This window comes from Variovorax sp. J2L1-78, from assembly GCF_030317205.1.
Lineage (GTDB): Bacteria > Pseudomonadota > Gammaproteobacteria > Burkholderiales > Burkholderiaceae_C > Variovorax > Variovorax arabinosiphilus.
Map to the genome: position 1 here is coordinate 1 of NZ_JASZYB010000006.1, position 13,924 is coordinate 13,924.

9 protein-coding genes are annotated in these 13,924 nt (G+C 68.6%); 7 read left to right on the top strand and 2 right to left on the bottom strand.

Translation table 11 applies throughout. The features are described 5' to 3' along the window. Positions 1–211 precede the first annotated feature (211 nt). Complete coding sequence (locus tag QTH86_RS26680) at positions 212–1,330, bottom strand: ABC transporter substrate-binding protein (protein WP_286649284.1); 1,119 nt, start codon at positions 1,328–1,330, stop codon at positions 212–214. Positions 1,331–1,529: 199 nt separating this feature from the next. Between QTH86_RS26680 and uvrA the strand changes: the two genes are divergently transcribed. Continuing rightward, positions 1,530–7,304 (top strand): excinuclease ABC subunit UvrA, encoded by a 5,775-nt coding sequence (uvrA, locus tag QTH86_RS26685; RefSeq protein ID WP_286649285.1) that lies wholly within the window; start codon positions 1,530–1,532, stop codon positions 7,302–7,304. Here the strand turns inward: uvrA and iaaH are convergent. Continuing rightward, a complete protein-coding gene (iaaH, locus tag QTH86_RS26690) occupies positions 7,291–8,709 on the bottom strand; it encodes an indoleacetamide hydrolase (RefSeq protein WP_286649286.1) in 1,419 nt (472 codons plus the stop codon). The genes uvrA and iaaH overlap by 14 nt on opposite strands. Before the next feature lie 156 nt (positions 8,710–8,865). Here iaaH and QTH86_RS26695 point away from each other — a divergent pair, with 156 nt between their 5' ends. From QTH86_RS26695 to QTH86_RS26720, 6 genes are read left to right on the top strand one after another with little or no spacing between them, the layout of a single operon-like run. Then, on the top strand, positions 8,866–9,873 hold the full coding sequence (locus QTH86_RS26695) for an ABC transporter substrate-binding protein (RefSeq protein WP_286649287.1): 1,008 nt from the start codon (positions 8,866–8,868) through the stop codon (positions 9,871–9,873). Positions 9,874–9,905: 32 nt separating this feature from the next. Continuing rightward, entirely contained in the window at positions 9,906–10,754 is an 849-nt protein-coding gene (locus tag QTH86_RS26700; protein WP_286649288.1) for an ABC transporter ATP-binding protein, read from the top strand. Beyond that, positions 10,751–11,509: an ABC transporter permease gene (locus QTH86_RS26705; protein ID WP_286649289.1), complete on the top strand. Its 759-nt coding sequence runs from the start codon at positions 10,751–10,753 to the stop codon at positions 11,507–11,509. The genes QTH86_RS26700 and QTH86_RS26705 overlap by 4 nt, the downstream gene beginning before the upstream one ends. Next, positions 11,488–12,246 carry an ABC transporter permease gene (locus tag QTH86_RS26710; protein WP_286649290.1) on the top strand — a complete coding sequence of 253 codons (759 nt, stop codon included), beginning with the start codon at positions 11,488–11,490 and terminating at the stop codon, positions 12,244–12,246. The genes QTH86_RS26705 and QTH86_RS26710 overlap by 22 nt, the downstream gene beginning before the upstream one ends. Positions 12,247–12,254: 8 nt before the next feature. Beyond that, positions 12,255–13,022 (top strand): class II aldolase/adducin family protein, encoded by a 768-nt coding sequence (locus QTH86_RS26715; RefSeq protein ID WP_286649291.1) that lies wholly within the window; start codon positions 12,255–12,257, stop codon positions 13,020–13,022. A 39-nt stretch (positions 13,023–13,061) separates the two neighbouring features. Beyond that, positions 13,062–13,901, top strand: coding sequence for a TauD/TfdA dioxygenase family protein (locus QTH86_RS26720; RefSeq protein WP_286649292.1), 840 nt, complete (start codon positions 13,062–13,064; stop codon positions 13,899–13,901). The last annotated feature ends 23 nt before the right edge of the window (positions 13,902–13,924 follow it).

Below are 13,924 nucleotides of genomic sequence, written 5' to 3' on the forward strand. Positions count from 1 at the left end.
GACCACCGGGAGGGCGGGCGAGGAAACGCGCAGCGTGCGCGCACGCACACCGCCGAACAAGACGGACATCGAACTACTCCCTGACGACCCTTCAAACGAGGGCTCTGGGAGAGATTATGGGCGCCGCTCCAGCGTTTCAAAGACGCCAAAAGTACGCTTCTCGCGACGCGCGGGCCGGGCGAGTGTGAGGTATTCAGCAGCCCGCGCCCGCCTAGCGCTTGAACCGCCCCTCGCTGATGATGGACAGGTCGGCGAAGTCGATGCCGGAGTGGTCCGTCGATGAATAGTTGATGTCGAGCCCGCCGCCCAGGTCGAAGTTGCGCAGCCCGTCCAGCGACGCCACGACCTTGGCGCGTGTGGGTTTGGGGCCGGCGCGGCGCAGCGCCTCGACCATGACCTTGGCGGCCGCAAAGCCTTCGAGCATCTGGGGCGAGAGTTCGGTCTGGTTCTTCGCCTTCGCCAGCGCCATCGCTTCCTTTACCATCGGCTGCGCGCTCGAGCGTTCCGACGGGAACACCTGCGTGACGATCACGCCACTGCTGGCGGTGCCCAGCTGCTTGATGAAGCCGCTCGACGCGTTGTTCGACAGGGTGACGACCTGGGCCGCCGAACCCGCAGCGCGCAATCCCTTCACGCCGTCGACCACCGCATCTCCGGAGGCGATCCACAGCACCGCCTGCGGATTGGCCTTGGCGAGGGCCTGCAGGATGGCCGTGTAGTCGGGCTTCTCGCGATCGGCCGGAATCACCGCCACCGGCTGCAGTTTGGCCTTGGCGAAACCGGTGTTGGCGCCGTCCAGCCCATCCTTGCCGAACGAGTCGGCGGCATGCACCACCGCGATCCGCTCCATGCCGACGGTGCGCAGATGCTGCACCGCCTTTTCCGCTTCGCGCTGGTAGGTGGGGCGGACGTTGAACACATGCTTCTGGACCGGCTTGTGCAGCACCATCGCGCCGGTCGAGGGGCCGACGATCGCGACGCCATGCTTGTCGAGCCAGGGCAGGATGGCCTGGGTGTGCGGGGTGCCGCGGCTCAGGAACATCGCGACTACTTTCTTTTCCTCGATGAGCACGCGGGCGTTCTCACCGGCGCGCTTCACGTCAAAGCCGTCGTCCAGACGAATCACCTCGATCTGCTCGCCGTTGACCCCGCCCTGGGCGTTCACGCTGTCGAACACCAGTTGGGCGCCGGTGATCGCCTCGGCAACGCCCGCCGCGACCGGTCCGGAGATGCCCGCGGTCTGGCCGATCAGGATCTGGGCGCACGCAGGCAGTGCGCACATCGACATCGACAGGAGACCGGCCGTGCAGAGCTGACGGAAATGCTTCATGGGGAGTTCCGGAAAAGATGAACGCGAAAAGATGACCGCGAGAGAACACCGAAGGCAGCGCCAACGTGGATCGCATTTGTTACTAAATGTCATTCTGGCTCCACGGGGGAAACCCTTAGCCGCCGTGCGCCATGTCACGCCCGGCCAGAAAGCATCGCGGCCCCCTCCCTAGAATGTCTGCCCCACCCCCAAGGCACGCATGACACAGGGCTCCATTCGGATTCGCGGCGCACGCCAGCACAACCTCCAGAACCTCGACCTCGACATCCGCACCGGCGAGATGACCGTGGTCACCGGCCCCAGCGGGTCGGGCAAATCGAGCCTCGTGTTCGACACGCTGTACGCCGAGGGGCAGCGGCGCTACGTCGAGACCTTCTCCGCCTACGCCCGTCAGTTCCTCGACCGCATGGACAAGCCGGCGGTCGACAAGGTGGAGGGCGTGCCGCCGGCCATCGCCATCGACCAGACCAACCCGGTGCGCTCCTCGCGCTCCACGGTTGGCACGATGACCGAGCTGAACGACCACCTGAAGCTGCTGTACGCGCGCGCTGCGCAGCTGTTCGACCGCGACACCGCGCTGCCGGTTCGCCACGACACGCCCGACACCATCTACGCCACGATGGTCGAGCGCGCCGCCGCAGCCGGCGACCCGCGCATCGTCGTGACCTTCCCCGTGGAACTGCCGGCGACGACCACGCCCGATGAAGTGACGCAGTGGCTGTCGGCCAGCGGCTTCACCCGCGTGCAGGCCGAGCGCGAGGTCGCCACGCCCACCGGCCCGCGCAAGGTGCTCGACGTGGTGGCCGACCGCTTCCGCCTGGCCGGGGCCGAGCGCGCCCGCGTGCTGGAGGCCATCGAGACCGGGCTGAAGCGTGGCGTGGGCCGGCTCACGGTCTACGCCGTGCCGGCGGAAGAGGGTGCTGAACCGACCATCTGGAAGTTCTCCACCGGCCTGCACTGCCCCGAGAGCGACATCCGCTATGGCGACCCGATCCCGTCGATGTTCTCCTTCAACTCGGCGGTCGGCGCCTGCGACACCTGCCGCGGCTTCGGCCGCGTGATCGGCGTCGATTTCGGCCTGGTCATTCCCAACGACAAGCTCACGCTGCGCGCCGGCGCGATCAAGACCATCCAGACGCCCGCATGGAAAGAGGCGCAGGACGACCTCATGCGCCATGCCGAAGACGCCGGCATCCCGCGCGACACGCCCTGGGCCAAGCTCACGCAGGAACAGAAGGACTGGGTGCTCGACGGCTCGCCCAACTACAAGGGCCAGTGGAACAAGCAGTGGTACGGCATCAAGCGCTTCTTCGGCTACCTGGAGAGCAAGGCCTACAAGATGCACATCCGCGTGCTGCTGTCGAAGTACCGCAGCTACACGCCGTGCCCGACCTGCGCCGGCGCGCGCCTGAAGCTGGAAAGCCTGCTGTGGCGCATCGGCCGCAAGGAAGACGCCGACGCCGTGCTCGCGCCGGGCAAGCGCTTCATGCCGGTCGGCACGAAGTGGTCGCGCGCGCAGCTGGAAGCCTTGCCCGGCCTGTGCCTGCACGACCTGATGCTGCTGCCCATCGAGCGGCTGCGGAAGTTCTTCGATGGCATCGAGCACCGCGGCAACGGCGCGAACGCCAACGAAGGCGACGCCCAGGCGCTCAAGCTGCTGTTCGAGGAGATCACCACGCGCCTGCGCTACCTGCACGACGTGGGCATCGGCTACCTCACGCTCGACCGCCAGAGCCGCACGCTGAGCGGCGGCGAAGTGCAGCGCATCAACCTCACGACCGCGCTCGGGACCTCGCTGGTCAACACGCTCTTCGTGCTCGACGAGCCCAGCATCGGCCTGCACCCGCGCGACATGAACCGCATCACCGAAGCGATGCTGCGCCTGCGCGACGCGGGCAACACGCTGGTGGTGGTCGAGCATGACCCGGCCGTGATGCTGGCCGCCGACCGCGTGATCGACATGGGCCCGGGCCCCGGCATCCGCGGCGGCCAGATCGTGTTCGACGGCACCACCGACGAACTGCGCAACGCCCACACGCTGACCGGCGACTACCTCGGCGGCCGCAAGCAGATCGGCATGGGCTTCAAGCGCGCGGTGACCGACAGCACGCCGCGCCTCATCCTCGAAGGCGCGCGCGAGCACAACCTGCAGAACATCACCGTCGACTTTCCGCTGCAGCGCCTGGTGGTCGTCACCGGCGTCAGCGGCTCGGGCAAGTCGACGCTGGTGCAGGACGTGCTGGCGCCTGCGCTGATGCGCCACTTCGGCAAGGCGACCGAATCGCCCGGCGAGCACGACCGCCTGCTGGGCGCCGACCATCTGAGCGATGTCGTCTTCGTCGACCAGTCGCCCATCGGCAAGACCGCGCGTTCCAACCCCGCGAGCTATGTCGGCGCATGGGATGCCGTGCGCGAGATCTTCGCGACGGCCGGGCTGTCGCGCCAGCGCGGCTACACCGCCAGCAAGTTCAGCTTCAACAGCGGCGACGGGCGCTGCCCGACCTGCGGCGGCTCGGGCTTCGAGCACGTCGAGATGCAGTTCCTCTCCGACGTGTACCTGCGCTGCCCCGACTGCGACGGCCAGCGCTATCGCCCCGAGATCCTCGAGGTGAAGATCGAACGCGGCGGCCGCAGCCTGAACGTGGCCGACGTGCTCGACCTCACGGTCGCGGAAGCCGCCGCCATCTTCGCGAACGACCGCGATGTGCTGCGCGTGCTGCAGCCCATCGTCGACGTCGGCCTCGACTACGTGAAGCTGGGCCAGCCGGTGCCGACACTGTCGGGCGGCGAGGCGCAGCGCCTCAAACTGGCGGGCTTTCTCGCGGAGGCCGCGAAGAGCGGCACGGCCAGCAAGCAGTCGGTGGCGCGGCGCGGCACGCTCTTCCTGTTCGACGAGCCGACCACCGGCCTGCACTTCGACGACATCTCGCGCCTGATGCGCGCGCTGCGCAAGCTGCTCGACGCCGGCCATTCGCTGGTCGTCATCGAGCACAACCTCGACGTGATCCGCGCCAGCGACTGGCTGATCGACCTCGGCCCCGAAGGCGGCGACGGCGGCGGCCAGGTGGTCGCGGTCGGCACGCCCGAGCACGTGCGCGAGATGAAGGGCTCGCTCACCGGCGACGCGCTGCGCGACTACGAGCTGTCGCTCGGCCCGTCGCGCCATGCGGTGCGCGAGCGCAGCGGCGCCGAACTGGCGCGGCGTGCGCTGCCGACCTTCGGCCGCGAGGCGATCCAGATCGTCAACGCGCGCGAGCACAACCTGAAGAACCTCTCGGTCGACATCCCGCGTGGCAAGTTCAGCGTGGTCACCGGCGTCAGCGGCTCGGGCAAGTCGACGCTGGCCTTCGACATCCTGTTCAACGAAGGGCAGCGGCGCTACCTCGAATCGCTCAACGCCTATGCGCGCAGCATCGTGCAGCCGGCGGGCCGGCCCGAGGTGGACGCGGTCTACGGCATTCCGCCGACGGTGGCCATCGAGCAGCGCCTGTCGCGTGGCGGCCGCAAAAGCACGGTCGGTACGACGACGGAGGTGTGGCACTTCCTGCGCCTGCTGTACGTCAAGCTCGGCACGCAGCACTGCATCCACGACGGCGCTGCCGTACAGCCGCAGACGCCCGACAGCATCGCGGCGCAGCTGCTGAAGAACTTCAAGGGCCAGCACATCGGCCTGCTCGCGCCGCTGGTGAGCAACCGCAAGGGCGTCTACACCGAGCTCGCCGACTGGGCGCGCCCGCGCGGCTACACGCACCTGCGGGTCGACGGCGGCTTCCTGCCGGTCACGCCCTTCCCGCGTCTGGACCGCTTCAAGGAACACAGCATCGAACTGCCGGTGGCGAGCCTGGACGTGTCGCCGTCGAACGAGGCGGCGCTGCGCGAGGCGCTGACCAAGGCGCTCGAACTCGGCAAGGGCGTGGTGCACGTGCTGAGCGACATCGATGCGCTCCAGCCCGCAATGGAAGCCGGCGAGCCGACCGCGGGCATCGGGCGCACGCAGGTGTTCTCCACGCTGCGCGCCTGCCCGATCTGCAGCACCAGCTACGCCGAGCTCGACCCGCGTCTCTTCTCGTACAACAGCAAGCACGGCTGGTGCCCCGACTGCGTGGGCACGGGCGTGAAGCTGACCAAGGACCAGCGCAAGGTCTACGACGACTCGGTGCTGGCCGACGACCAGAAGGGCCGCGAACAGACCTTCGCGGAGCCCGAGGCCGAAGATGTCGGCGACGTGGTCTGCCCGACCTGTGAAGGCCGGCGGCTGAACGCGACGGCGCGCGCGGTGAGCTTCGGCCCCGCGACGCATCCGGCCGCGCATGCGGGGCCGTTCGGCGCGGGCGGCATCGGCATCACCGAGATCGCGCGCATGAGCGTGATGGACATCCGGGAATGGTTCGAAGGTCTTGCGCTCGTCGGTCGCGAGGCGGAGATCGCGCGCGACCTGGTGCCCGAGATCAAGAGCCGGCTCGAGTTCCTCGAAGAGGTCGGCCTCGGCTACCTCACGCTGGACCGCGGCGCACCGACGCTCTCCGGCGGCGAGGCGCAGCGCATCCGCCTGGCGGCGCAGCTCGGCAGCAACCTGCAGGGCGTGTGCTACGTGCTCGACGAGCCGACCATCGGCCTGCATGCACGCGACAACCGCATCCTCCTCAATGCGCTGCACAAGCTGGGCGAGAAGGGCAACACGCTGGTGGTGGTGGAGCACGACGAAGACACCATCCGCCGCGCCGACCACATCATCGACATCGGCCCCAGCGCGGGCAAGCGCGGCGGCCGGCTGGTGGCCGAAGGCACGGTGGCCGACATCGAGGCGGCGGGCGATTCGCAGACCGGCCGCTACCTGCGCGATGCCATCAAGCACCCGCTGCAGGAACGCCGCGCCGTGCCCCCACCCGAACCCGGCGCGCCCGACTGGCTCACGGTGCACGGCGCCGACCTGCACAACCTGCAGGATGTGACGACCACCTTGCCGCTGCACCGCCTGGTCGCGATCACCGGCGTCAGCGGCTCGGGCAAGTCGACGCTCGCGCGCGACGTGCTGCTGACGAACGTGCAGGCGATCGTGATCCAGCGCATGACCAAGGCCGGGCGCGACAAGGATGCGGCGGGCAAGCGCGCAGCGTGGTCCGGTTGCGCGTCGGTCGATGGCTACGAGAGCATCGACCGCGTGCTCGAAGTCGACCAGACGCCCATCGGCAAGACGCCGCGCAGCTGCCCCGCGACCTACATCGGTTTCTGGGACACGATCCGCAAGCTCTTCGCCGACACGCTGGAAGCCAAGGCGCGCGGCTATGCGCCGGCACGCTTCAGCTTCAACACCGGCGAAGGGCGGTGCCCGGCCTGCGACGGCGCCGGCATCCGCACCATCGGCATGAGCTTCCTGCCGGACGTGAAGGTGCCGTGCGAGGTCTGCCACGGCGCGCGCTTCAACCCCGAGACGCTGGCCGTCACCTGGCGCGGCAAGAGCATCGGCGACGTGCTGCAGATGGAGGTCGACGAGGCGGTCGACTTCTTCGCCGCCATGCCGAACATCAGCCACCCGTTGCAACTGCTGAAGGACGTGGGTCTCGGCTACCTCACGCTGGGCCAACCGTCACCGACGCTGAGCGGCGGCGAGGCGCAGCGCATCAAGCTGGTCACCGAGTTGAGCAAGGTGCGCGACGACATCACGCGCCGCGGGCAGAAGGCGCCGCATACGCTGTACGTGCTCGACGAGCCGACGGTCGGCCTGCACATGGCCGACGTCGAGAAGCTGATCCACGTGCTGCACCGGCTGGTGAACGGCGGCCACAGCGTGGTGGTGATCGAGCACGACCTCGACGTCATCGCCGAAGCCGACTGGCTGATCGATCTCGGCCCCGAGGGTGGCAACGGCGGCGGGCGCATCGTCGCCGCGGCGCCGCCGGAGGACGTGGTGAAGCTCGGCACGCACACCGGTGTGGCGCTGGCGCCGGTGCTGGCGCGGACTATGTTGCGCTGAAGATTCGAGGCGGCCGCGGCGCGGTCGGCAAGGCCGCCTCGACGCCCAACGCCAGCGCGAGCAGGGCGCTGTCGGCGCCCGCAGCGCCGGTCAGCTCGAGGCCGGCCGGCAGTCCGTCGCGCGTCAGGCCCATCGGCAGGCTGAGCGCGGGGAGTCCCGCCATGCCGGCCGGGCCGGTGTTGCGGATGTAGCTCTGGAAGGCCGTGGTGGGCCGGCCGCACAACGTGAGTTCGACGTCTTCGCCGATGCGTGCCGCCGTGAGCGGGCTGGTCGGGAACACGAGCGCGGCGATGTTGTGTCGTTCGAAGCACCGTCGGTAGGCCGCCTGCAGAGCCGGGCGCAGCGTGTGCAGCGCGTGCGCGTAGGCCTCGGCGGTGATGGCGTCGGGCCCGAGCGGTCGCTCGAACAGCGGGCGCACATCGGGGCTCGCGATGCTGTCGGCCAGCGCCCGCGCATCGAAGGGCCGATCGTGCGAAGCGAAGTAGGCGGCCAGCGCGGGCAGGATCTCGTACAGCGAGATCGACATCGCGCCTTGCTGGAAGAGGGCGCCTGCCTCCGCCAAGTCGCAGGGCACCAGCACCGCGCCGGCCTCGCGCAGGCGCGCCAGCGTGGTACGGGCCAGCTCGGCCACGGGCGGATCGATGTCGTCCCAGAAGTACGCCTCGGGCACGCCCAGCCGCACGCCGGCCAGCGGCGTCGCCATGAGCTGCAGCGGCCCGCCGGCCACGGCGTGGTCGGCCAGCACGCAGTCGTCCACCGAGCGCGCCATGACGCCGGCGGTGTCGAAGGTCGGCGAGATCGGCACCAGCCCGTCGTGCGGCCAGCGCCGCACCGTCGGCCGGAAGCCCACCAACCCGCACAGCGCGGCCGGCACCCGCACCGAGCCGCCCGTGTCGGTGCCGATCGCCATCGGCGTGCCGCGCAGCCCCAGCAGCGCCGCATTGCCGCCGCTGGAGCCACCGGTGACGCGCGTGGGGTCGAAGGGATTGCGCGAAGGCCCGAAGCTGTGGTTGTGGCCGGTCACACCCTGGCACCACTCGTGCAGGTTGGTCTTGCCGAGCACCAGGGCGCCGGCCGTGCGCAGGCGCTGCGTCACCCCGGCGGAGCGCTGGGGCACGTGGCCGCGCATCCAGGCGCTGCCGGCGGTCGTCGGCAGGCCGGCGACGTCGATGTTGTCCTTGGAGGCCAGTGGCACGCCATAGAGCGGCCGGGTGCCCGCGTCGGGGCGCGGCGCGGCATCGAGCGCCTTGGCGTCGGCCAGCAGTCCGTCGCGGTCGAGATGGATCAGCGCGTTGAACGGGGCGCTGGCCTCGGCCCGCGCCAGCAGCGCCTGCGCGTAGTCGGCAACGCGCAGGTCGCCGCGCGCCATGCGCCGGGCCGCGTCGCGGGCGGAAAGTTCAGTCAATGCTGGATCTGGATGCATGGAGGCTCGAAGTTGGGGCGAACGTGGCGCTCGGGTGCATGTTTCGGGCCAAACCAGTCGTCCAAACCCTCCAAACGCAGGAAAACAGCATGGCATGAATACTGCTTAATCTGTTTTTTGTATTCATGAGGCCTTCCGATGCTTTCCAAGTCCTTGCGTTTCCTGGCCGCCGTCGCTTCCTCGATGGCACTTCTCGCGGCGATGCCCGCGTCGGCTGCGGAGAAGGTGTCCGTGCGCCTCAAGTGGCTGGCGCAGGCGCAGTTCGCCGGCTTCTACGTGGCCAAGGCGAAGGGCTTCTATGAGCAGGGCGGCCTCGACCTGACGATCAACCCCGGCGGCCCGAACCTCAATGTCGAGACGCTGGTCGCCTCGGGCAACGACACCTTCGGCCTGGCGGGCGGCACCGAGACCGTGCTGCTGGCGCGCGAGAAGGGCCTACCGCTGGTGTGCATCGGCGTGACGGTGCAGAAGACGCCGTTCACCTACGTGACCTACAAGGACTCGGGCATCAAGACGGTGAAGGACTTCGCCGGCAAGAAGGTCGCCACTTGGTTCACCGGCACGCAGTACACGCTGTACTCGATGCTGGCGTCGGCCGGCGTGAAGCAGAGCGATCTGACCATCGTGCCGCAGTCGGGCTCGATGGCGCCCTTCGTCGAGAAGCAGTTCGACGTGGCCGCTGCCACCTACTACAACGAACTCAACACCCTCAAGTCGCAGGGCCTGGGCGACAAGCTGACGCTGATCTCGCCGGACGACTACGGCGTGATGGTTCAGCAGGACACGGTGCTCGTCTCCGAGAAATACCGCAACGAGAAGCCGGCGCAGGTGCAGGCCTTCCTCGACGCGACCATCAAGGGCTGGAAGTACGCGCTGCAGAACAAGAAGGAAGCCATCGACATCATCATGGCCGCCGCCCCGAGCCTCAACCGCGCGCACCAGGAAGCCATGCTCGACGAGTTCGAGAAGCTCGTGAAGGCCGGCAAGGGCACGACCGACGGCATCCTCGCCATCGACCTGCCGACCGTCGAGAAGATGCAGACGCAGCTGGTGGGCTACCAGGCCCTGAAGGCGCCGGCCGACCTGAGCAAGGCCTACGACCCCAGCTTCTGGGCCAAGGTGCCGGCCATCGACAAGAAGTTCTGAGCCACCCTCTCGCGAACCCGCCCGTGAAATTCATGCCCCATGAAGTGACGCCCCCCGCGGCCGCCGGCGCCGCCGGTGCCGTGCCCATGCTGGAACTGGTCAACGTCTGGAAGCGCTTCGGCGAAGCGCCGGCCCAGACGGTGGCGGTGTCGGGCGTGAACCTGCAGATCGCCAAGAGCGAGTTCGTCACGCTGGTGGGGCCGTCGGGCTGCGGCAAGTCGACGCTGTTCAACATGATCGCGGGCCTGCTGCCGCCGGACAGCGACGGTTCGCTGCTGTTCGGCGGTGCGCCGCAGCGCGACGGGCAACTGCTCGGCAAGGTGTCGTTCATGCCGCAGCGCGACCTGCTCTTTCCATGGCGCACCGTGCTCGACAACGCGATCCTCGCGCTCGAGGTGGAAGGCGTGCCGCGCAAGGAGGCGCGCGACCGTGCACGTGCGATGCTGCCGGAGTTCGGCCTCACCGGTTTCGCCGACCACTACCCGCACCAGCTCTCCGGTGGCATGCGCCAGCGGGTGGCGCTGATGCGCACCTTTCTGTTCGAGCGCGACCTGCTGCTGCTCGACGAGCCCTTCGGCGCGCTCGACGCACTGACGCGCACGCGCATGCAGCACTGGCTGCTTGAGCTCTGGGCGCGCCACCGCCGCACCGTGCTTTTCATCACCCACGACATCGACGAAGCCATCGTGCTGGGTGACAAGGTGCTGGTGATGACCGCGCGCCCCGGCACCGTCAAGAGCGAGACGGTGATCGACCTGCCGCGGCCGCGCGACCCGTCGATCGTGCTGTCGCCCGCGTTCATCGACATCAAGCAGCGGCTGCTGGCCGAGATCGAGGAAGAAAGCCAGAAGACCTTCGCGCAGGAGGGCACCGCCTCGTGACGGCCTCGCCCCAGCGTGCGCTCGCCACGACGGTGCTGGCCTTCGTCGGCCTCGCGTTGGTGTGGGAGGCGTGCGTGCACGCCTTCGCGCCATCGCCGCGCTATCTGCCGGCGCTCAGCGCCATCGCGCTGGACGCGTGGTCGGTCTGGCCGCAACTCATACGCAGCTTCGGCCGCACGCTGCTCGAGACGGTGCTCGGCTTCGCGCTGGGCGCGCTTTTCGGCTGTGCCTGCGGCACCGTCTTCACCTACTCGCGCTGGATGGAGCGCTCGGTGTTCCCGCTCTTCGTGGTGTCGCAGACGGTGCCCGTGGTGGCCTTCGGCGCGCTCATCGTCATCTGGTTCGGCAACTCGCTGCTGGCCAAGGTCATGACGGCCTTCTTCCTCACCTTCTTCCCCGTCACGGTGAACACCCTGCGCGGCCTCAAGTCCTGCGACCCGCAGCGCGTGGCACTGATGAAGAGCTTCGGCGCGAGCGGGTTGGTGATGTTCTTCAAGCTGGCGGTGCCTTCGGCGCTGCCGCAGATCATGGTGGGCCTGCGCGTGGCCATCGGGCTGAGCCTGATCGGCTCGGTGGTGGGCGAGTGGTTCGGCGAGACCGTGGGCCTCGGCGTGATGCTGATGGAAGCCATGAACGCCGACCTGGTGGTGCGCCTCTGGGTCGTGATGTTCGCCTGCGGGCTGATGGGTGCGCTGCTCTACGGGGCGCTCACCTTCGTGGAAAGGAGGCTCGTATGGTGGCGCAGCGAAAGCTGATGACGCAGCGCGTGGTGCCGGTGCTGCTGAGCATCGTGGTGCTGCTCGTGGTGTGGGAAGGCGCGATCGCGCTGTTCAAGATCCCGCCTTTCGTGCTGCCGAGCCTCCACTCGATCGTGCGTCATGCCTATGGCGACACCGGCCGTCTTTCGGTGGCGCTCCTGGCCACGCTGGGCGAGGCGCTGGGTGGCTATGCGCTGGGCAACCTGCTCGGCCTGCTGCTGGCGGTGCTGTTGCTGCTCGCGCCGCCGCTGGAGCGCTTGGTGATGCCGCTGGCGGTGGCGGTGAATGCCGTGCCGACGGTGGCCTACGCGCCGCTCTTCCTGATCTGGTTCGGCCTGGGGGCGAGCTCGAAGGTGGCGCTGGTGGCGCTCGCCGTCGGCTTCACCATGCTCGTGAACGCGCTGCACGGCCTGAAGCAGGCCGACCTGTCGGCGGTGAACCTCATGCGCAGCTTCGGCGCGGGGCCGCTGAAGATCGTGTGGCGCCTGCGGCTGCCGGTGGCGATGCCCTCGGTGGTCACGGCGCTGCGCATCGGCGTGCCGCGCAGCATGATCGTCGCGATCGTCGGCGAGATGCTCGGCGCCTACGCCGGGCTCGGCCGGATGATCTACGAATCGACCCAGCAGGTCGACCTGCTGAGCGTGTGGGCGGCGGTGCTGGTCGCCTCGGTGGCGAGCATGGTGTTCTACGGTGTGCTGGTGTGGGTCGACCAGAAACTGGTGTGGTGGCGCTGATGACCTCGATGAAGACGAATCCCGCGGCCTACCCCGACACCGAAGCCGAACTGCGCGTGCAGCTTGCCGCCTGCTACCGGCTGGTGGCGCACTTCGGCATGGACGACCTCATCTACAACCACATCTCGGCACGTGTGCCGGGGCCGGAGCACCACTTCCTCATCAACCCCTACGGGCTGCTGTTCTCGGAAGTGACGGCGTCGTCGCTGGTGAAGATCGACCTCGACGGCCGCAAGGTCGATGCCACCGACGCCGAGGTCAACCAGGCCGGCTTCGTGATCCACAGCGCCATCCATGCGGGGCGGCCCGACGCGCTGTGCGTGCTGCACACCCATTCCGACGCCGGCACTGCCATCGCCGCGATGCCGAACGGCCTGGCACCGCTGAGCCAGTTCGCGATGCGCTACCAGGGGCACACCGCCTTCCACGACTACGAGGGCGTGGCGCTGGAAACCGGCGAGCGCGAGCGGCTGGTGCGCGACCTGGGGGCGCACAACACCCTGGTGCTGCGCAACCACGGCATCCTGACCGTGGGTCGGACGATCCCCGAGGCCTTCATCCTCATGTACTACTTCGAGAAGGCGGCCAAGGTGCAACTGCTCGCCCAGGGCGGCCTCGCGCCCGGTGAATCGCTGGTCTATCCGCGGCCCGAAGTGAGTGCGCTGGCGGCGCGCCAGTTCACCGAATTCGCCGGCGACATCCGGCCGCCCGGCACGCGCGAATGGCCCGCCTTCCTGCGCATGCTCGAGCGCACGCAACCCGACTACCGGCTCTGAGCGCCGGCGTCTTCTTTCAAACAGGAACCCGTTTCGACCATGCAACTCGAGAACCTCACCTCCTTCATCGGCACCGAAGTCAAAGGCATCGACCTGCGCCAGCCCGTGAGCGACGAAGACTTTGCCGTGCTGCGCGATGCGCTCAACCAGCGTTCGCTGCTGCTGTTTCGCGGCCAAAGCATCAATGAATCGCAGCACGTGGCTTTCTCGCGCCGATTCGGGTCGCTGCTGGGCCATGTGCTCACGCAGTTCCTGAAGAAGGAGCACCCGGAGGTGTACGTGCTGTCGAACGTGTCGGAGAACGGCAAGCCCATCGGCAACCACAAGGAAGGCTGGAACTGGCATTCCGACCTCTCGTACAAGGCCGAGCCCTCGATGGGCGCGCTGCTGTACGCACTGGAAGTGCCGCCGGTCGAAGGCGACACCTTCTTCGCGTCGATGCACGCCGCCTACGAGGCGCTCGACGACGACATGAAGGCCCGCATCCGCCACATGACCGCCACGCACAGCTACGCCAACTACTACGGCAAGGCCTTCGCCGACCGCAACCCGCTCACGCCCGAGCAACTGGCCGCCACGCCCGACGTGGTGCACCCGCTGGTGCGCACGCACCCCGAGACGGGGCGCCTGTCGCTCTACGTGGGCGAGGATGTGGTCAAGAAGATCGACGGGCTGCCCGCCGACGAAAGCACCGCGCTGCTCGCCGAGCTCAACGCGCACGCCATCTCGCCCGAATTCAGCTACCGCCACAAGTGGCTCGCGGGCGACCTGCTGGTGTGGGACAACCGCTGCACCATGCACCGCGCCACGCCGTACGACGACAACATGTACCGCCGCGTGATGCACCGCACCACCGTGGCCGGCGACCGGCCGTTCTGAACCGGCACCGAATCCGTCTCGAC